This is a genomic window from Prevotella sp. C0026C3, assembly GCF_056590795.1.
In genome coordinates this window covers 41,620-60,583 of record NZ_JBWPWW010000015.1, presented here as the reverse complement: position 1 = coordinate 60,583, position 18,964 = coordinate 41,620, and the positions used below count along the sequence as shown (strand labels likewise).

The 18,964-nt window shown below is 42.6% G+C and carries 19 protein-coding genes and 5 tRNA genes; 3 read left to right on the top strand and 21 right to left on the bottom strand.

The window, feature by feature from the left end:
* Positions 1–125: 125 nt before the first annotated feature.
* The 3 genes from AC1EK4_RS09565 to AC1EK4_RS09555 all read right to left on the bottom strand — a co-directional run bounded on the left by AC1EK4_RS09565 (position 126) and on the right by AC1EK4_RS09555 (position 1,040).
* Positions 126–446, bottom strand: coding sequence for a DUF3467 domain-containing protein (locus AC1EK4_RS09565; protein ID WP_036896657.1), 321 nt, complete (start codon positions 444–446; stop codon positions 126–128).
* A gap of 194 nt (positions 447–640) precedes the next feature.
* Positions 641–955, bottom strand: a complete 315-nt coding sequence (locus AC1EK4_RS09560; protein WP_480358056.1) for a hypothetical protein — start codon at positions 953–955, stop codon at positions 641–643.
* Complete coding sequence (locus AC1EK4_RS09555) at positions 912–1,040, bottom strand: HipA domain-containing protein (RefSeq protein WP_480358054.1); 129 nt, start codon at positions 1,038–1,040, stop codon at positions 912–914. Before AC1EK4_RS09555 ends, AC1EK4_RS09560 begins: the two co-directional genes overlap by 44 nt.
* A gap of 284 nt (positions 1,041–1,324) precedes the next feature.
* Here AC1EK4_RS09555 and AC1EK4_RS09550 point away from each other — a divergent pair, with 284 nt between their 5' ends.
* From AC1EK4_RS09550 to AC1EK4_RS09540, 3 genes are all read left to right on the top strand, one after another.
* Positions 1,325–1,741: a hypothetical protein gene (locus AC1EK4_RS09550; RefSeq protein WP_036896658.1), complete on the top strand. Its 417-nt coding sequence runs from the start codon at positions 1,325–1,327 to the stop codon at positions 1,739–1,741.
* 140 nt (positions 1,742–1,881) lie between these two features.
* Positions 1,882–2,373, top strand: coding sequence for an immune inhibitor A domain-containing protein (locus AC1EK4_RS09545; protein ID WP_480358052.1), 492 nt, complete (start codon positions 1,882–1,884; stop codon positions 2,371–2,373).
* Positions 2,374–2,489: 116 nt separating this feature from the next.
* Positions 2,490–3,377 (top strand): metallopeptidase domain-containing protein, encoded by an 888-nt coding sequence (locus AC1EK4_RS09540; protein ID WP_480358051.1) that lies wholly within the window; start codon positions 2,490–2,492, stop codon positions 3,375–3,377.
* A gap of 210 nt (positions 3,378–3,587) precedes the next feature.
* On the opposite strand, the gene rpoC is transcribed toward AC1EK4_RS09540, so the two are convergent.
* The 18 genes from rpoC to AC1EK4_RS09450 form a co-directional block, all read right to left on the bottom strand.
* A complete protein-coding gene (gene rpoC / locus AC1EK4_RS09535) occupies positions 3,588–7,907 on the bottom strand; it encodes a DNA-directed RNA polymerase subunit beta' (protein ID WP_036896667.1) in 4,320 nt (1,439 codons plus the stop codon).
* Positions 7,908–7,997: 90 nt separating this feature from the next.
* Positions 7,998–11,807, bottom strand: a complete 3,810-nt coding sequence (gene rpoB / locus AC1EK4_RS09530; RefSeq protein ID WP_062435807.1) for a DNA-directed RNA polymerase subunit beta — start codon at positions 11,805–11,807, stop codon at positions 7,998–8,000.
* A 135-nt stretch (positions 11,808–11,942) separates the two neighbouring features.
* Positions 11,943–12,323 (bottom strand): 50S ribosomal protein L7/L12, encoded by a 381-nt coding sequence (rplL, locus tag AC1EK4_RS09525; protein WP_036896669.1) that lies wholly within the window; start codon positions 12,321–12,323, stop codon positions 11,943–11,945.
* Between the two features lie 61 nt (positions 12,324–12,384).
* Positions 12,385–12,903, bottom strand: a complete 519-nt coding sequence (gene rplJ, locus AC1EK4_RS09520) for a 50S ribosomal protein L10 (protein ID WP_036896670.1) — start codon at positions 12,901–12,903, stop codon at positions 12,385–12,387.
* Positions 12,904–12,921: 18 nt separating this feature from the next.
* Entirely contained in the window at positions 12,922–13,614 is a 693-nt protein-coding gene (gene rplA / locus AC1EK4_RS09515; protein ID WP_036896671.1) for a 50S ribosomal protein L1, read from the bottom strand.
* Positions 13,615–13,635: 21 nt separating this feature from the next.
* Positions 13,636–14,076 (bottom strand): 50S ribosomal protein L11, encoded by a 441-nt coding sequence (rplK, locus tag AC1EK4_RS09510; protein WP_036896672.1) that lies wholly within the window; start codon positions 14,074–14,076, stop codon positions 13,636–13,638.
* Positions 14,077–14,135: 59 nt separating this feature from the next.
* Positions 14,136–14,681: a transcription termination/antitermination protein NusG gene (gene nusG, locus AC1EK4_RS09505; RefSeq protein ID WP_036896673.1), complete on the bottom strand. Its 546-nt coding sequence runs from the start codon at positions 14,679–14,681 to the stop codon at positions 14,136–14,138.
* A gap of 13 nt (positions 14,682–14,694) precedes the next feature.
* Positions 14,695–14,883: a preprotein translocase subunit SecE gene (gene secE / locus AC1EK4_RS09500; protein ID WP_036896677.1), complete on the bottom strand. Its 189-nt coding sequence runs from the start codon at positions 14,881–14,883 to the stop codon at positions 14,695–14,697.
* A 15-nt stretch (positions 14,884–14,898) separates the two neighbouring features.
* Positions 14,899–14,971: transfer RNA gene (locus AC1EK4_RS09495), tRNA-Trp, on the bottom strand.
* A gap of 67 nt (positions 14,972–15,038) precedes the next feature.
* Complete coding sequence (gene tuf, locus AC1EK4_RS09490; RefSeq protein ID WP_036896674.1) at positions 15,039–16,223, bottom strand: elongation factor Tu; 1,185 nt, start codon at positions 16,221–16,223, stop codon at positions 15,039–15,041.
* Positions 16,224–16,301: 78 nt separating this feature from the next.
* Positions 16,302–16,373: transfer RNA gene (locus AC1EK4_RS09485), tRNA-Thr, on the bottom strand.
* A 10-nt stretch (positions 16,374–16,383) separates the two neighbouring features.
* Positions 16,384–16,456 (bottom strand) — tRNA-Gly (locus AC1EK4_RS09480).
* 16 nt (positions 16,457–16,472) lie between these two features.
* A tRNA-Tyr gene (locus AC1EK4_RS09475) sits at positions 16,473–16,555 on the bottom strand.
* 54 nt (positions 16,556–16,609) lie between these two features.
* A tRNA-Thr gene (locus tag AC1EK4_RS09470) sits at positions 16,610–16,683 on the bottom strand.
* A 101-nt stretch (positions 16,684–16,784) separates the two neighbouring features.
* Positions 16,785–17,084 carry a ribosome hibernation-promoting factor, HPF/YfiA family gene (gene hpf / locus AC1EK4_RS09465; protein WP_036896678.1) on the bottom strand — a complete coding sequence of 100 codons (300 nt, stop codon included), beginning with the start codon at positions 17,082–17,084 and terminating at the stop codon, positions 16,785–16,787.
* Positions 17,085–17,105: 21 nt separating this feature from the next.
* Positions 17,106–17,990 (bottom strand): tyrosine-type recombinase/integrase, encoded by an 885-nt coding sequence (locus tag AC1EK4_RS09460; protein ID WP_036896675.1) that lies wholly within the window; start codon positions 17,988–17,990, stop codon positions 17,106–17,108.
* A gap of 78 nt (positions 17,991–18,068) precedes the next feature.
* The gene (gene rpsU, locus AC1EK4_RS09455; protein WP_036896676.1) at positions 18,069–18,260 is read right to left on the bottom strand and encodes a 30S ribosomal protein S21; all 192 of its coding nucleotides are present in this window, start codon (positions 18,258–18,260) and stop codon (positions 18,069–18,071) included.
* Positions 18,261–18,409: 149 nt separating this feature from the next.
* A complete protein-coding gene (locus AC1EK4_RS09450) occupies positions 18,410–18,763 on the bottom strand; it encodes a DUF4372 domain-containing protein (RefSeq protein WP_480358042.1) in 354 nt (117 codons plus the stop codon).
* Between the last annotated feature and the right edge of the window lie 201 nt (positions 18,764–18,964).

Here is an 18,964-nt window from a genome sequence, read left to right as displayed (position 1 = left end):
CTCTCGCTACGCTTCGAGAACGTCTGCATCTCTCGGCGAGGCCTACTCTTTTATTGCACTTCGTTTTGGAACTTGCATATATGTCATGGTTGGCTATTGCCGTTATATTTTACAAAGTTCAAAGCTTATGCTTCACCGGTTCCGTCACCAAAAGGAGCGATGGTACGTTCCTGTGGCTGATTAGGTATTTGGATTTTGCCGAATGCCTGTTCGTACTTGTACACGTTTTCTTGCAATGCTTGTAACAAACGCTTAGCATGTTCGGGAGCCATAATAACTCGACTACACACTTCAGGCTTGGGCATGCCGGGAAGAATACATGCAAAATCGAGGATGAAGTCGGAACTGGAATGAGTAATAAGTGCCAGATTTGCATATTTCCCACTGGCTACTTCGGGATTAATATCTATTTGCAATCCGTTTTCTACTTCTTGTTCTTTAGTCATAATTTTAAAATTTGAGGTTAGTGATGAGGAGAAAGATGCCAAAACCCACTCGTATCCTTAATAGTCAGACTATAGATACATAAAGCCTCAACGCTCTTTCAACAAGTGCAAAAATAGAAAAATTATCAGAGGTAGACAAATACATGAATATAAAAAACATAGCTCTTGCAAGAAAGAAAGCAAAAGCATTAAACTTACTGATTAAGCTTTGAAATTCTTTTAAGTATCACCTCTATATATTCCTCTGCTAAAAATGTGTCAACAAATGATTCTTTTACAACAGCAAATAATTTCGGCAATAACCTTTCATATTTCTTAATAACCTTATCTACAAAAGTAGAGCCGATACCGATACTCTCTGCAAACTTATAAAAGTCTTGTCTATTGATTTTCTTTTTTTTACCATTTAAAGTCAGTGCCAGTTCTTCATCATCTTTAGGATTAGCAATAGTTGCATTAAGAAGGTCATAAGCAGGAGAGAGGCGGATGACACCCTTCTTTTGGTTCATAAAGTGAGAAGTTTTTAAGATGCATATCATTATTACCTGTTAACCATGAGAAAAGAACAACTTCAAAGAAGTTTATAATATCCATCTTAGGTACAGATGAATACCGGAGTATGGCTCTACCAATTCACTCATAACTACTGCGATACTTATATTCTGTAGGCCGTCCTGTCAACTGGCACATATCTTCCATTGATATTTTCGGGTCTATAACGTTTCATGTGGGTAATCGAGTTTTAATCCACCTCGTAATATTCTGTTTAGACGCAATATTGTTCTAAATATTTAACGACGAAGCATATATTTGGATAAAAAATTGCGTGTTAAGAAAAACATATTTATCTTTGCTATATTAATAAAATTAATAAAGAAATGAAAAGATTATTTTTAATTGGGATAATGGCTTTAGCAGCTGTTTCAGGCTTTGCACAAGATGTAAATAGAGTGGATAAGTTGAAGGAACAACAGAAAGTGTTGGACTTAACTTCTAAATTAAACAAACTTCAGCTCGACTTAGAAAAAGAGAAGGCTACCTACAACAACCTCAAAAGCAAGGCATCTGAAGTGAATGCAAAGGCAAATGCTGTAACAACAGGATTTAATTCGTCGGACGCAAAGAGCACTGTAAAAGATGCAAAAGAGACGATTAAGGTTTTGAAAGAAGCAAAAGCTGTTAACAAAAAGTTGAAGAATGCTCAGAAAAAGACGACTAAAATAGAAAAGAAAATAGTCAAATTGCAGGCTCGTATAGATAAACTGAACAAGGAAATAGAATTTGTAGACCAATAATATTGACGGCGAACGCAGCATTATAGTGCGTTTGGGGCATATACATTTATATTGCAGACAGTGCCCTGTGTCCTCTTTCATTGAGGATATAGGGGTCTTTTATCAAGACTATTGACGGCCGTGAACTCAATGTAGAGCTCATGGGTGACGAGCATTGCCACTACGTTCGCGACAATACAGGCCAACTATATATGATCGATGCTGCTACCAATCTCTATGCTCCTACCACAATAGACGAGGTTAAACGTGTAGCAGCTACCTCTATACAGAGTTTAGAACGTCGTACAGCTACTCGCGCTTCATCGCTTCTTACGAAGCGTGTCACTAAAGGCAATCGCCAACAACTTGTAGTCTTGGTGCAATGGAACGATCGAAAGTTTAAGTCGGAACACGCCCAGAAGTGGTACGACCGACTATTTAATGAACCCAATTTTCGAGATGGCTATTTCACTGGAAGTGTGCGTGACTACTTCTTGAAACAAAGTGATGGTCAGTATGATGTACACTTCGACGTGATGGGGCCTATTACTGTGAGCCAAAACCACGACTACTATGGACAGGGAGCCAATGCGGCAGAACCCTATCTAGGCCAAATGATGACCGAGGCTTGTATGAAGCTTCCTTCCCCTTAGATCTTCAGAAATACGATTGGAATAATGACAAGCTAGTAGACCAAGTTATTATTGTCTTTGCAGGGCCAGCTGAGACACGTAGCCGTATATCAACAGATATTTGGCCAGTACGCTCCATGGCAAGCACATTTCAAAACAAGTATACCAGTATCGGCGGTATAACCTTCTCAGATTTCTGCTGCGCCGGCGAGATACAATATGACCGCGATAATAAAGAGATAGCTGAGGGTATCGGTACCCTATGTCATGAGTATTCACACTGCTTAGGACTGCATGACATGTACGATTGGGATTTGATGGACGTGGGACTCTATCATCCATACAGCTATGGATATACTCCCGCAGGCTACACTGCTTTTGAGAAAATGTCACTGGGTTGGGCTACCCCTACAGAACTCGATGAGCACGACGTACTTGTACGTGACCTGACAACAATGGCGCATGGCGGTAAGTCGTACATCATGCGTAACAAGCAGCATCCCGATGAATACTTCATGTTGGAGAATAGACAGAAAGAAGGTTGGGACCGCTATATTCCTAGTTCGGGATTGCTTATCTATCATATCGACTATGACGCCAATGTATGGAGTTCTAATAGTATCAACTCGGCTTCTGCACCACACTACCACTGTACCATACTCCTGGCCGACGATGAACTCACGTATATAGGTAGTGATGGTAGATATTCTTATGCTCAACTCAACGGTGATCCATTTCCACAGCCTCAAGTTACAAGTCTGAATAACACCTCACATCGACTAGCTAAGCTCTATCACAACAATACCAATGGCCAACCATATATGAACAGAGAGATTAATGGTATCACCAAAAACAACAGCCTGATTTCGTTCGATTATCGCTCACTCACCAACCGCTCTCACCAAGATGTGGTACAACCGCAAGACAAAACCTTGATTCGTGAGAGTTTCGATAAAACTACCGGTGTTGATATTGTGACCGATCTCACTGCGTGGGATGTAATTAACGCCCATTATTATCATTAGTTTTATGAAACGTGTAATAATATTCATTATTAACTGCTAAAGTGTACAAAGCATCAACCTCCCTCTCTAATACTCTTTACCTCTACACCTTTTCCCATCCATATGGCTTATTTCAAGTTTTATAAAACAAAAGTGATTGTTGAAGTTAAAGCACAAAAAAGGTCGTAGGCTATGAACCTACGACCTTTCTGTATAGAGTTTAATATTTACTTAAGCTTCCTGTTCTGCGAAATCGAGCACATTGCGACGGTTAGCCTGCATGCGTTCAAATTCCTCTTTAGAGCCAACGATGAGCTTATCCCACTGACGCAAACCGGTACCGGCAGGAATCAAGTGACCACAGATAACGTTCTCCTTCATACCTTCCAAACGGTCTACACGACCACGGATAGCAGACTCGTTGAGAACCTTGGTGGTTTCTTGGAACGATGCTGCACTCATGAAGCTCTTGGTAGCCAATGCTGCGCGAGTAATACCTTGAAGCATCTGAGTAGATGTGGCAGCAACGGCATCGCGGACCTGTACAAGTTTCAAGTCGCGGCGCTTCAAAGACGAGTTCTCATCGCGCAACTTACGAGCTGAAACTATTTGACCCGGCTTGAGCGTTTCAGAGTCTCCGGCATCGACAACAACTTTCTTACCCCAGATACGATCGTTCTCTTCTGCGAAGTCGAGCTTATCTACCATCTCCTGCTCAAGGAATGTAGTATCGCCCGGATCATCAATATGAACCTTACGCATCATCTGACGAACGATAATCTCGAAGTGCTTATCGTTAATCTTCACACCTTGCAGACGGTAAACGTCTTGTACTTCATTGACGATATATTCTTGAACAGCGGTTGGACCCTTGATAGCCAAGATGTCACTTGGTGTGATAACACCATCAGAAAGCGGTGTTCCGGCACGTACGGCATCATGTTCCTGTACCAAGATCTGCTTAGACAGAGACACTAGATACTTCTTCTGATCACCGGTCTTCGATGTAACAATAATCTCACGGTTACCACGCTTCACCTTCCCCATCGTCACCTCACCGTCAATTTCTGAAACCACAGCAGGATTAGAAGGATTACGAGCTTCAAACAACTCAGTAACACGAGGAAGACCACCGGTAATGTCACCGGCACCACCAACGGCACGAGGAATCTTCACCAGAGTCTCACCAGTCTTGATAGCTTGGCCGTCTTCTACAACGACGTGACCACCTACAGGTAAGTTGTATGTACCAAGCACCTCGCCCTTGCTATTCAAAATATCGCAGGTAGGCACCATCGTCTTATCCTTAGAATCGGTGATAATCTTCTCGGTAAGTCCAGTTGTTTCGTCGGTTTCTGCGTGGTAAGTTCTTCCTTCAACAACATCGTTGAACTTCAATGTACCAGCATATTCGGAAACGATAACAGCGTTGAACGGGTCCCATTTAGCAACAACGTCGCCCTTCTTCACCGTATCACCGGTCTTATTGTACAATATAGAACCGTAAGGAACGTTCAATGTACCAAGTACGATATTTGTATTAGGATCTACGAAACGGACTTCGGCCAAACGACTTACTACCATCTGACACTTCACATCGCTATCGCTTTCTTCTACGAACGGTACTGTACGAAGCTCATCGAACTCAAGTTTACTATTGTTCTTAGCTACAATACTAGCATTAGCTGCAGCATTACCAGCCACACCACCGGCGTGGAACGTACGAAGAGTAAGCTGTGTACCCGGTTCACCAATAGCCTGTGCAGCAATGACACCGACAGCCTCACCAAGTTGAACCATGCGTGCGGTAGCTAAGTTACGACCGTAACACTTCATACAAACACCATGTTTGCTCTCACAAGTGAGCACCGAGCGAATCTCAACACTCTCAATAGGAGAGTTCTCAATTGCCTGTGCCTTATCTTCTGTGATTTCCTCACCGGCATGAACAATCAGCTCACCGGTAGTAGGTTCAAGAATATCGTGAACAGATACACGACCCAAAATACGCTCATACAAGGTAGAGATGACCTCATCACCATTCTTCAATGCAGTACAAACAAGTCCGCGCAAGGTTCCACAGTCTTCCTCAGAGATGATAACATCGTGAGAGACGTCAACCAAACGACGTGTCAAGTATCCGGCGTCGGCCGTCTTCATAGCAGTATCGGCCAAACCCTTACGAGCACCGTGAGAAGAAATGAAGTACTCCAACACCGACATACCTTCCTTGAAGTTAGACAGAATTGGGTTTTCAATAATCTGTGCGCCCTCAGCACCAGCCTTTTGAGGCTTAGCCATCAAACCACGCATACCTGAAAGCTGCTTAATCTGATCCTTAGAACCACGGGCTCCTGAATCCAACATCATGAATACAGCATTGAAACCTTGATCGGCTTCGGTCATCTCCTTCATCAAGATGTTGCCCAAGTCGTTGTTTACATGAGTCCATGCATCGATTACCTGATTGTAACGCTCGGTATCGGTGATAAAACCCATTTCATAGTTGGTCTTGATTTGGTCGACTTCGCTCTGACCACGAGCAACAATAGCTTTCTTCTCTTCCGGAATGATGATATCATCAAGGTTGAACGAAAGACCTGCTACATAAGACATATGGTAACCGAGGTTTTTGATACCATCGAGGAACTCGCATGCACGAGCCATACCCACAGCCTTGATTACATCGGCAATGATACCACGCAAGGTCTTCTTAGAAATAATATCATTGAAATAGCCAATCTCTTCGGGAATAATCTGGTTGACAACCACACGTCCGACAGAAGTCTCTACCATACGAGGCTCCAACTGACCATTGACCAAATCCTTAACAACGACCTTTACAGGAGCATGAAGATCGCACTTCTTTTCGTTATAAGCAACAAGTGCTTCTTCCGGTCCGTAGAATGTAAGACCTTCGCCCTTAGCGCCCGGACGCAACTTGGTAATATAATACAAACCAAGCACCATGTCCTGAGAAGGTACGGTGATAGGAGCTCCATTGGCTGGATTCAGAATGTTATGGCTTTGTAACATCAACACCTGAGTTTCGAGAATAGCCTCGTTGCTCAATGGGAGGTGAACAGCCATTTGGTCACCATCGAAGTCGGCATTGAACGCCGTACATGCCAATGGATGCAACTGAATAGCCTTACCTTCAATCAGTTTAGGCTGGAATGCCTGAATACCGAGACGGTGAAGTGTTGGGGCACGGTTCAACATCACAGGATGTCCCTTCATCACATTCTCAAGAATATCCCAGATAACCGGCTCACGGCGGTCGACAATCTTCTTAGCACTCTTAACCGTCTTCACGATACCGCGCTCTATGAGCTTACGGATAATGAACGGTTTGTATAGCTCAGCAGCCATCAACTTGGGAAGACCGCACTCACCCATCTTCAATTCAGGACCAACAACGATTACCGAACGGGCAGAATAGTCTACACGCTTACCGAGAAGGTTTTGGCGGAAACGTCCTTGTTTACCCTTCAATGAATCAGAAAGCGACTTCAATGGACGATTGCTTTCGCTCTTAACGGCAGAAGCCTTACGAGAGTTGTCGAACAAACTATCGACAGCCTCTTGCAACATACGTTTCTCGTTGCGAAGAATTACTTCAGGAGCTTTAATCTCCATCAATCTCTTCAAACGATTGTTACGAATGATAACACGACGATAAAGATCGTTGAGATCGGAGGTAGCAAAGCGGCCACCATCCAAAGGAACCAACGGACGAAGTTCTGGCGGAATGACAGGGATAATCTTCATGATCATCCATTCAGGATGATTCACATCCTTTGATGCACGGAATGCCTCTACAACCTGTAGGCGCTTCAATGCTTCAGTCTTACGCTGCTGACTTGAATCGTTGTTAGCACGGTCACGAAGTTCATAAGAGAGGCTATCGAGGTCTAGATCACCCAGCAGGTCGTAAACAGCCTCTGCACCCATCTTAGCGATGAACTTATTAGGATCGCTATCATCAAGATACTCATTATTGGAATCTATCTGATTATCTAAGATATCCAAATACTCTTCCTCTGAGAGAAGATCCATCTTGTGAGAACCGTTGACTTCGTTACCATCAGCATCAGTACGGCCTTCCATGGCCCCCGGCTTGATAACGATATACTTCTCATAATAAATAACGGTATCGAGTTTCTTGGTAGGCATGCCTAACAAATACCCAATCTTATTAGGAAGAGAACGGAAATACCAAATATGAGCAACAGGGACTACAAGTTCGATATGTCCACTACGCTCACGACGAACCTTCTTCTCTGTAACTTCTACACCACATCGGTCGCAGACAATACCCTTATAACGGATACGCTTATACTTACCACAGGCACATTCATAATCGCGGGTAGGACCAAAGATACGCTCGCAGAACAAGCCATCACGCTCTGGTTTATAGGTACGATAGTTGATGGTTTCGGGCTTGGTCACCTCACCATACGAGTTTTCCAGAATCTCCTCTGGAGAAGCCAAACCGATGGTTATCTTCGTGAAATTATTCTTAACTTTTGAATCTTTCTTAAAAGCCATATTTACTTTTGTCTTAATTGTGAATTTGAAACGGAGAACAAGGGAAGATGATTGGAACTCATCGTTCCCAGTTCTCAATTCTCACTCAGATTAGTCGAGCTTGATGCTTAATCCTAGACCACGCAGCTCGTGTAGCAATACGTTGAGTGACTCCGGAATACCCGGTGTAGGCATGGGGTCGCCCTTAACGATTGCCTCATAAGCTTTGCTACGACCGACAGTATCATCAGACTTGATAGTCAAAACTTCCTGTAATACGTGGCTAGCTCCAAAGGCCTCAAGAGCCCAAACTTCCATCTCTCCGAAACGCTGTCCACCAAACTGTGCTTTACCACCAAGTGGCTGCTGTGTAATCAAAGAGTACGGACCGATTGAACGAGCGTGCATCTTGTCTTCAACCATGTGACCCAACTTCAAGAAGTAAGTGATACCTACCGTTGCGGGCTGGTCGAACTGTTCACCAGTCTCACCATCATATAAATATGTAGAACACAAGCGAGGCAAACCGGCTTTATCTGTCCATTCAGACAAATCTTCAAGTTTAGCACCATCAAAGATAGGCGTTGCAAACTTCACACCCAATTTACGACCGGCAGCACCAAGAATAGCTTCAAAAATCTGTCCAAGGTTCATACGAGAAGGCACACCCATTGGGTTCAATACCAAGTCTACAGGACGTCCATCTTCCAAGAATGGCATATCTTCCATGCGAACCACCTTTGATACGATACCCTTATTACCGTGGCGACCAGCAAGTTTATCACCTACCTGAATCTTACGCTTCTTGGCAATATAGACTTTCGCCATCTGAAGGATACCAGAAGGTAACTCATCACCAATAGAGATAGCAAACTTCTTACGTTTCAATTCTGCATCCATCAACTTATACTTGCGGATGTAGTTCATAATCAACTTCTGAATCATGCCATTAGCATGCTCATCATCAGTCCAGCCATTACTCTGAATACCATCATATTCAAGGTTCATCAATGTAGCAACAGTAAATTTACTGCCCTTAGTGATGATTTCTGCACCAGTATAGTCCTTGACACCTTGAGAAACATGATTCTCTGTCAGAGTCATCAGCTTGTCAACCAAGATTTCCTTCAGGTCATTATTCTTTGCCTCATACTCTTCATCAAGTTTTGCCATCAAAACCTTATCCTGTTTCTTAGACTCACGAGTTTTCACAGCACGAGAGAACAACTTCTTATCAATGACAACACCACTCAAAGATGGATTGGCCTTTAATGAAGAATCTTTCACATCACCGGCCTTATCACCAAAGATGGCACGGAGCAACTTCTCTTCAGGAGAAGGGTCGCTCTCACCCTTAGGTGAAATCTTACCAATCAGGATATCACCCGGTTCAATACGTGCACCAACACGTACTACACCGTTATCATCCAAATCTTTGGTAGCTTCCTCACTAATATTAGGAATATCGCTTGTAAATTCTTCCATACCACGTTTAGTCTCACGAACATCCAAAGAATATTCGTCTACGTGTACAGAAGTCAACACGTCATCGCGAACCATACGTTCAGAGATAACAACAGCATCCTCATAGTTATAACCCTTCCAAGGAATATAAGCCACAAGGAGGTTACGACCTAATGCCAACTCTCCATTTTCGGTAGCATAACCTTCGGTGAGAATATCTCCAGCTTTCACGCGCTGTCCCTTATTACAAATAGGACGGAGGTCTATGGTCATATTTTGGTTCGTACGACGGAACTTAGGAATACGATATTCCTTCAATGCAGGCTCAAAGCTTACATACTCTTCCTCTTCAGTACGATCATATAGGATTCGGATAGTTGTTGCATCAACATAGTCAATGACACCATCACCTTCGGCTGTTATCATGGTACGTGAATCTTCACACACCTGTTTTTCCAAGCCGGTACCTACGATCGGTGCATCATTATGAAGCAATGGCACAGCCTGTCTCATCATGTTACATCCCATCAAAGCACGGTGTCCGTCATCATGCTCCAAGAAAGGAATCAACGAAGCCGAAACAGAGGCAATCTGTTGAGGAGCTACGTCCACCAAGTCTACTTCATTAGGAGCTACCACTGGGTAATCAGCATCCTGACGGCACTTAACGGTATCTCTGATAAATTGTCCTTCCGTAGTCAACGGAGCATTTCCCTGACCAATAATCTTATCCTCTTCTTCTTCAGCTGTCAAATAAACAACATCTTTATTATCCATGTCTACCTTAGCATCTCTAACACGGCGATAAGGTGTAACTATGAAACCTAGATCATTAATTTTTGCATAGACACAAAGAGAAGAAATCAGACCAATGTTAGGTCCTTCTGGGCTTTCAATCGGGCAAAGACGACCATAGTGAGTATAGTGAACGTCACGAACTTCAAATCCGGCACGTTCACGAGACAAACCACCAGGACCAAGAGCCGAGAGACGACGCTTATGTGTGACCTCTGCCAATGGGTTGGTCTGGTCCATGAACTGGCTCAATGGATTAGTTCCAAAGAACGAGTTGATAACGCTCGAAATGGTTTTTGCATTGATAAGGTCTGTCGGAGTAAACACCTCATTGTCACGAACATTCATACGCTCGCGAATCGTGCGGCTCATACGAGCCAATCCAACAGCGAATTGATTACTCAACTGTTCACCAACAGTACGTACTCGACGATTGCTCAAGTGGTCAATATCGTCTACGGTAGCATTGGAATTTACCAGTTGAATCAAATATTTGATAATCTCGATGATATCATCTTTTGTCAATACACGGACATCAGAATCAGTCTCAAGACCTAATTTTTTATTAATACGGTAGCGGCCTACCTCTCCCAAATCATAACGCTTATCAGAGAAAAATAGGTTCTGGAATACTTCACGTGCACTAGCATCATCAGCAGGATCTGCATTACGCAACTGGCGATAGATGTAATTCACAGCCTCTTTTTCAGAGTTACTGGGATCTTTTGCCAGTGTATTGAAGATGATAGAATACTTATTAGCTGCTTCCGCATCCTTATGTAATAGCACAGAAGCCGTGCCGCTCTCCAAGATTTCATCGATATTGTCTTCGGTCAACTCGGTCTCACGCTCCATGATAACCTCATTGCGCTCAATAGATACAACTTCACCCGTATCTTCGTCTACGAAGTCCTCGTTCCAACTCTTAAGTACACGTGCAGCAAGACGACGACCTAAAGCCGCCTTCATATTTTTCTTGTTAACCTTTACTTCTTCAGCCAAATCGAAGATCTGGAGGACATCCTTATCCTTCTCAAATCCCATAGCACGAAGCAATGTCGTTACAGGCAATTTCTTCTTACGATCAATGTAAGCATACATCACATTGTTAATGTCTGTAGCAAACTCAATCCAAGAACCCTTAAACGGAATGATACGAGCACTGTACAATACGGTACCATTAGCATGTACACCCTGACCAAAGAATACACCGGGTGAACGATGCAACTGTGAAACAACAACACGTTCCGCACCGTTGATGACAAAAGTACCATTAGAAGTCATATAAGGAATTGTACCCAAGAACACATCTTGGATAAATGTACCGAAATCCTCATGATCAGGATCAGTACAATACAGCTTCATCTTAGCCTTCAAAGGTACACTATAAGTTAACCCACGCTCCAAACACTCATCTACACTATAACGGGGCGGGTCAATATAGTAATCCAAGAACTCAAGAACGAAATTGTTTCTAGTATCGGTAATAGGGAAGTTCTCTGCGAACACTCTATACAAACCGTCATTCTTACGTTCCTCAGGCGGAGTATCTAGCTGTAAGAAGTCCTTAAAAGACTTCAGCTGCACATCGAGAAAATCCGGATATGGAAGCGGATTATGCACGCTGGCAAAATTGACTCTGTTATCTACTACTTTTGTCATAAAATATTTATTAACCGACCTTATAAAGCCAAGAAATTTAACTTACAAGGCAAATTAGATGATAAAGACACAAAAAGGTTAGGACCCACCTACTTGGAAGATCCTAACCGTATTATAACCTTGTTGTAAACTGGATTACTTCAACTCTACCTTAGCACCAGCTTCCTCGATAGCCTTCTTCAGGTTCTCAGCCTCGTCCTTAGAAACGCCTTCCTTTACAGTAGCAGGAACTGCGTCTACAAGATCCTTAGCTTCCTTCAAACCAAGACCACAAGCTTCCTTCACAGCCTTAACAACTTGGAGCTTAGTAGCACCTACCTCTGTGAGAACAACGTCGAATGAGCTCTTCTCCTCAGCAGCTGCAGCAGCGCCACTAGCAGCTGGTCCAGCAGCTACAGCAACAGCTGCAGCAGCAGGTTCAATACCATACTCGTCCTTCAGGACTGTTGCCAACTCATTAACTTCCTTAACAGTAAGATTTACTAATTCTTCTGCAATAGCTTTTACGTCTGCCATTTTATTCTAAAATTTTAATTATTCTTGTTATTAATATTTATTTGCTTGACCTTATGATTGATTATTCAGGACGCTCGCCTAAAGTCTTGAGCACACCATGTATAGTGTTTGCGCCTGACTGAAGAGCTGAAACAACGTTCTTTGCGGGAGACTGTAGCAAAGCAACAATATCCGCGATGACTTCGTTCTTGCTCTTGATAGCCACCAACTGCTCTAGCTTGTCAGCACCTACAAAGATGCTTTCCTCAGCATAAGCAGCCTTCAAAGAGGGAATACCCTCTTTAGCATACTCTTTCAGCAACTTAGCAGGTACATTAGCGGTGTGCGTAAACATCACAGCTGTAGTACCTTTCAGTGTACCGTACATAGCTTCGAAATCAATATCGGAAGCCTCGAAAGCTTTGTGAAGAAGCTTATTCTTCACCATCACCATCTTGATTTCGTTCTTGAAGCACTTGCGACGAAGGTTGCTGGTAGCTTCCGCATTCAATCCCGCCAAATCAACGAGATAGAAATGAGGATACTCCTTCAACTTCTCTCCAAGTTCTACAACAATGGTATCTTTTACTTCTTTCTTCATTTTACAAAACTTTTAGAGTTATTCAACTGATTTAGGATCAATCTTGATACCCTTACTCATTGTGCTAGAAATAAAGATACTCTTCAGATATGTACCTTTGGCAGCAGCAGGTTTCAATTTGATAACGGTTGAGATAAATTCTTTTGCATTACCATAAATTTGCTCTGCAGTCATGCCAACCTTACCGATTGATGTATGGATGATACCAGACTTATCAACCTTAAAGTCTATCTTACCTGACTTGACATCCTTAACAGCCTTAGCAACGTCCATAGTTACAGTACCACTCTTTGGGTTAGGCATCAAACCACGAGGACCCAATACGCGTCCTAAAGGACCTACCTTACCCATACAAGAAGGCATCGTAATAATTACGTCAATATCAGTCCAACCACCCTTAATCTTCTCAATATACTCATCAAGACCTACATAGTCAGCTCCAGCTTCTTTAGCAGCAGCCTCCTGATCAGGAGTACAAAGACAGAGTACACGTGTAACCTTACCAGTTCCATTAGGCAATGTGACAACGCCACGTACCATTTGGTTAGCTTTACGAGGGTCTACACCTAAGCGCACATCAACATCTACAGATGCCTCAAATTTGGTAGTAGTAATTTCCTTTACCAATTCTGCGGCTTCTTTCAAAGTATATGCCTTCCCTGCTTCAACCTTCTCAGCTACTGATTTCTGATTTTTTGTCAGTTTACTCATTTTCTTAATTGAAGTTATAAATTATTTACCAGGGAAGTCCCCTTTTACAGTGATACCCATACTTCTAGCTGTTCCGGCAACAAGCTTCATAGCAGACTCTATAGTAAAGCAGTTAAGATCGTTCATCTTATCTTCTGCGATTACCTTTACCTGCTCCCATGTGACAGAAGCTACCTTCTGACGGTTAGGTTGAGCTGAACCGCTCTTTACTTTAGCCAACTCCTTCAACTGCACAGCAGCAGGAGGTGTCTTAATAACGAAGCTGAATGACTTGTCGGCATAGTAAGTAATAACAACAGGAAGAATCTTTCCTGCCTTATCCTGGGTACGGGCGTTGAATTCTTTGCAGAATCCCATAATATTGATACCCTTAGAACCCAATGCAGGTCCTACTGGTGGTGAGGGATTTGCAGCGCCACCCTTAATCTGTAATTTGATTAATCCAGCAACTTCTTTAGCCATTTCTTTGTTAATATTTAATTTTTGAATTTATAAAAGAAGACGCGTATTCGTAACAATAATTAGCCTTCTTTTTCTACTTGCATAAAACCGAGCTCTAACGGAGTCTTACGTCCGAAAATCTTGACCATCACCTTCAGTTTGCGCTTTTCGGCATTTACTTCTTCAATCACACCACTAAAGCCACTGAACGGACCATCCGTAACTTTCACTGTTTCATCCACAGAATAAGGGATATTTACCATATCCTCTATTTCCGTTTCTTCAGCAGTACCAAGCATACGATTGATGTCAGATTGTGGCACGGGAGAAGGATTATCCAAACCTCCGAGGAATCCTAAGCAATTAGGCATGAAGCGCAATGTATGCGCAACATCACCAACCAACTTAGCTTCAACGAAAACATAGCCAGGGAGAGAAATCTTCTCCTTGACTACCCTTTTACCATTACGCAAGGAAGCATGCTTCTCCAGAGGCAAAAGAATCTGGGATACATGCGTACTCAACAACTCGTTATGCTTCATTTCGGCCTCGATGTATTCTTTCAACTTAGCCTCTTTTCCACTCACGGCACGTAGTACATACCAGTTCATTCCTGTTTCAGACATTTTCCTTGAATAATTAATTTGGATAGATGACTCCCATCACAAACTTAAACACGCTGTCCATAGCGAACACCACAATTGCAATGACTAGGGAAGCAGATAATACAACCATTGCACTATGGGTCAATTCGGCACGTGTTGGCCATGTAGTTTTATGCACAAGCTCATCATAGCAAGCTTTGCAGTAATTCACTATCTTATTCATATTATCTTTAATTTGCACGGGTTGAAAGACTCGAACTCTCGACACCTGGTTTTGGAGACCAGTGCTCTACCAACTGAGCTAAACCCGTAGATAAAGTTCCCGTAACCGAAGTTGCGGGAACTTCCTATATTATCTTAATAAGATAGTATTCTTTATTAGAGAATATCAGTGATCTGACCTGAACCTACAGTACGTCCACCTTCGCGGATAGCGAAACGAAGACCCTTGTTCAATGCTACAGGGTAAATCAACTTAACCTCGATCTCTACGTTATCACCGGGCATTACCATTTCTACACCTTCTGGCAAAGTAATTTCACCGGTACAGTCCATGGTACGGAGGTAGAACTGAGGACGATATTTGTTTCCGAATGGAGTATGACGTCCACCTTCTTCTTTCTTCAATACGTAGATAGAAGCCTTGAAGTGATCGTGAGGAGTAATAGCGCCCGGATGAACAACTACCATACCACGCTTAACTTCTGCCTTATCAATACCGCGGAGCAACAGACCAACGTTATCACCAGCTTCACCCTCATCAAGGAGCTTGCGGAACATTTCAACGCCTGTTACAACAGACTTCTTGTCTTCACCAAGACCGAGCAACTGTACTTCGTCACTTACCTTAACCTTGCCAGTTTCGATACGACCTGTAACTACAGTACCACGACCTGTGATTGAGAATACGTCCTCGATAGGCATCAAGAAAGGCTTATCCAAATCACGCTCTGGCTCAGCAATCCATTCGTCAACAGTATCCATCAATTTAACTACGCTGTCAACCCACTTTTCAACACCGTTCAAAGCACCAAGTGCAGAACCACGGACGATAGGAGTATCTTCTTCGTATTCGTATTGAGAAAGGATTTCCTGAACTTCCATTTCAACGAGCTCAAGCATTTCCTCATCGTCAACCATATCGCACTTATTCAAGAACACTACCAAGCGAGGTACGTTTACCTGACGAGCCAAAAGCACGTGCTCACGAGTCTGAGGCATAGGACCATCAGTAGCAGCAACTACCAAGATAGCACCGTCCATCTGAGCAGCACCAGTAACCATGTTCTTCACATAGTCTGCGTGACCCGGACAGTCTACGTGTGCATAGTGACGATTTGCTGTTTCGTATTCGATGTGTGAAGAGTTGATGGTAATACCACGCTCTTTTTCCTCAGGAGCGTTATCAATCTGATCAAAAGACTTAGCTTCCTCACCACCGAAACCCTTATCGTGAAGAGTCTTAGAAATGGCAGCTGTCAAAGTCGTCTTACCGTGGTCTACGTGACCAATAGTACCAATGTTAACATGCGGCTTGGTACGCTGGAATGTCTCTTTAGCCATAGCTTAATTGTTTATATTATTAATAAATGTTCAATTAAAGTATTGTTTTTCTTCGTCTAAAAAAATAGTTCGAAGCAGAGCTGTAACTGAGAGTTGAACTCAGGACCTCTTCCTTACCAAGGAAGTGCTCTACCACTGAGCTATTACAGCATTGGTTTAGAGCGGAAAACGGGGCTCAAACCCGCGACCCCCAGCTTGGAAGGCTAGTGCTCTATCAACTGAGCTATTTCCGCAAAACTTCAACTGAAGTGGGTAGTGATGGATTCGAACCACCGAAGTCGAAAGACAGCAGATTTACAGTCTGCCCCATTTGGCCACTCTGGTAACTACCCTTATTTTTTTGTTTTAGCAACTCTCGGCACCCAACCTAAAGGTTTCATTCCTTGAGCCTCTTGTCGGATTCGAACCAACGACCCCGAGATTACAAATCACGTGCTCTGGCCAACTGAGCTAAAGAGGCAAATCCTTGCAGCCGCTCAGCGACTTAATTTAGGACGTGTTGTAAAACGGCTGCAAAGATACGACTTATTTCTAAATCGCCAAAACTTTTATGTGTTTTTTTTAATGATTGCGCATTTTTTCTTTGAACTTCGTCAATTGCACCTTCATTGAGTCCACCACTAAATCAACAGCTTCTTCAAATGAATCACACGTTTTCTCTACAAAGAGCGTATTTCCTGGCACCATTACTTCTAGACTGACTTCCTTGTTCAAGGCCGTTGCCGGCTTTGCGACTTTTAATTGCACCTCTACTTTCTGAATATCCTCGTAAGTTTTTTCCAACTTGGCGACTTTCTTTTCGATAAACGCCTGTAATTTCTCGGTAGCGTCAAAATGAATCGACTGAATCTTAATTTCCATAGTTCCCTCCATTTTTAAAGGTTACGCCCTAGGGTGGGCTTTAGAATATACGTGCTTCAACTGTTCAAACGTCGTATGAGTATATACTTCCGTTGTCGAAAGACTCTCATGTCCAAGCAGTTTTTTTACACTTTCCAAACCGGCCTCGTGATTCAACATCGACGTGGCAAAAGTATGGCGGAGTACATGAGGTGTTCGTTTTTTCAATGTACAAACCATCGAAAGATACTTTTTCACCTCATTTCGCACCTGAGGATGTGTCATTTTATCTCCATGACTAGATAAGAACAAACACTCCGACTTACATTCAACAGTTGCATCGCGCAGCTTCATATAATCCAGAAGAACATTACAAAGTTCATCACCAAAAGGAATGATACGATGTTTATTCCTCTTACCCGTCACTTTAATCTGTCTGTTCACGAAGTCAACATCCTTATTTTCCAAGTTCACCAACTCCGCCAAACGCACACCCGTCATATAGAACATCATGATCATGCATCTTGCCCGCTGGCTCTCAAAACTTTCCTCCCAAACAGAAGAGTCATCGAGAAGCCTGTCCATTTCCGAATCTCTCAAAAATCGCGGAAGAGGTTTACTCTTCTTCGGACCTTTTACATTATAAGCAGGATCCTTTTCTACTAATTTATGAGAGAGGGCAAAACGATAAAAGGAACGCAACGCACTCAGCCTCCTATTGATAGAGACGGCATTGTTTCCTTTATCCATCATACTCTCCATCCATCCTCGAATGACATCGGAGTCTATTCGCTCCCAAGAGAGTCGACCTTCCAAATTTTTGAAATACGCTTCAAAACCATAAAGATCATCTGCGTAGCTTTTCACTGTCAGTGGCGAACGATTCTGTTCACACTTCAAGTAGTCCAAAAATTTTTCTATCATCATCAAAACGTCCCTCACATCTTATATGTGTCGGTACGAATTTACAGAATTAAATTCAAACTACCAAATTTTTAACGAGTTTTATTCCTCGTTTGCACGCAACTTCTGTACGTAGATAGCGTGTTCCATCTTGAGACGCTTCAAAACAGAAGGCTTGTTGTACTGCTGACGAGCACGGAGCTCTTTTACAACACCTGTCTTTTCGAATTTTCTCTTGAACTTCTTGAGAGCTCTTTCGATGTTCTCGCCATCTTTTACTGGTACAATAATCATGTTTTTGATTTTAAAATTTAAATATTAAACATTTCACAGTGGCATTGTGCCACTAATTGCGAGTGCAAAATTACATCTTATTTTCCTTACTACCAAATATTTAGGAAAAAGTTTTCACACATACCAGTAGCCTAACAGAATTGACAGAATCAACCAGCCAGTGCAAAATCACAATAGTTGTGTACATTCAGACTAGTGCAAGAGAGAAAGGGGGAGTTGTCAAGGACTTCTTCACGTTTCTCTCTTGCTATGGAAACCATCTTATCTGCAAACTCTTGGAATATCTTGACTTCGCGTATTTCATTAGTCTTGCTCAAATTGCTTCTACTGACATTCTTTCCAAAACCAAGATGGTGGAACACTGACTTGAATGGAGTGATGGTCACAATAAGGTCTCGTAATCCCTCACGATTGGACAACTGACCAAATAGAAGAACCATCAGATGATTCCAACAAGTGAAACTCTTCACATATTTGTTGCCTTCATATTTTTTACCAACCATTTGAAATGATCTGTCGGCTGAAAATCGCACAGCTGTGAAAATACGTATCGACCTTTGTTCATAAGTATCTGCTTTCAAATTGTAATTTGTGGCAAAGATACTCTTTTCAAAAGTAGGGAGTCTGTTTATCTCATATAAGCTTGTATTTATAAGAGTTTCAAGAGATTGTTAAAAGATTTTCGTGGACAGTAGTGCGATTAT

Bases quoted from the DNA above. Each gene is read 5' to 3' on its own strand.
- AC1EK4_RS09450 (WP_480358042.1), bottom strand. From the start codon at position 18,763: ATGGTTGGTAAAAAATATGAAGGCAACAAATATGTGAAGAGTTTCACT.
- AC1EK4_RS09460 (WP_036896675.1), bottom strand. From the start codon at position 17,990: ATGATGATAGAAAAATTTTTGGACTACTTGAAGTGTGAACAGAATCGT.
- AC1EK4_RS09540 (WP_480358051.1), top strand. From the start codon at position 2,490: ATGGCAAGCACATTTCAAAACAAGTATACCAGTATCGGCGGTATAACC.
- rplJ (WP_036896670.1), bottom strand. From the start codon at position 12,903: ATGAAGAAAGAAGTAAAAGATACCATTGTTGTAGAACTTGGAGAGAAG.
- nusG (WP_036896673.1), bottom strand. From the start codon at position 14,681: ATGTCTGAAACAGGAATGAACTGGTATGTACTACGTGCCGTGAGTGGA.
- rpoB (WP_062435807.1), bottom strand. From the start codon at position 11,807: ATGACAAAAGTAGTAGATAACAGAGTCAATTTTGCCAGCGTGCATAAT.
- tuf (WP_036896674.1), bottom strand. From the start codon at position 16,223: ATGGCTAAAGAGACATTCCAGCGTACCAAGCCGCATGTTAACATTGGT.
- hpf (WP_036896678.1), bottom strand. From the start codon at position 17,084: ATGGAAATTAAGATTCAGTCGATTCATTTTGACGCTACCGAGAAATTA.
- AC1EK4_RS09555 (WP_480358054.1), bottom strand. From the start codon at position 1,040: ATGGATATTATAAACTTCTTTGAAGTTGTTCTTTTCTCATGGTTAACA.
- rplL (WP_036896669.1), bottom strand. From the start codon at position 12,323: ATGGCAGACGTAAAAGCTATTGCAGAAGAATTAGTAAATCTTACTGTT.
- AC1EK4_RS09560 (WP_480358056.1), bottom strand. From the start codon at position 955: ATGAACCAAAAGAAGGGTGTCATCCGCCTCTCTCCTGCTTATGACCTT.
- rplK (WP_036896672.1), bottom strand. From the start codon at position 14,076: ATGGCTAAAGAAGTTGCTGGATTAATCAAATTACAGATTAAGGGTGGC.
- secE (WP_036896677.1), bottom strand. From the start codon at position 14,883: ATGAATAAGATAGTGAATTACTGCAAAGCTTGCTATGATGAGCTTGTG.
- rplA (WP_036896671.1), bottom strand. From the start codon at position 13,614: ATGAGTAAACTGACAAAAAATCAGAAATCAGTAGCTGAGAAGGTTGAA.
- rpsU (WP_036896676.1), bottom strand. From the start codon at position 18,260: ATGATTATTGTACCAGTAAAAGATGGCGAGAACATCGAAAGAGCTCTC.
- rpoC (WP_036896667.1), bottom strand. From the start codon at position 7,907: ATGGCTTTTAAGAAAGATTCAAAAGTTAAGAATAATTTCACGAAGATA.
- AC1EK4_RS09550 (WP_036896658.1), top strand. From the start codon at position 1,325: ATGAAAAGATTATTTTTAATTGGGATAATGGCTTTAGCAGCTGTTTCA.
- AC1EK4_RS09565 (WP_036896657.1), bottom strand. From the start codon at position 446: ATGACTAAAGAACAAGAAGTAGAAAACGGATTGCAAATAGATATTAAT.
- AC1EK4_RS09545 (WP_480358052.1), top strand. From the start codon at position 1,882: ATGGGTGACGAGCATTGCCACTACGTTCGCGACAATACAGGCCAACTA.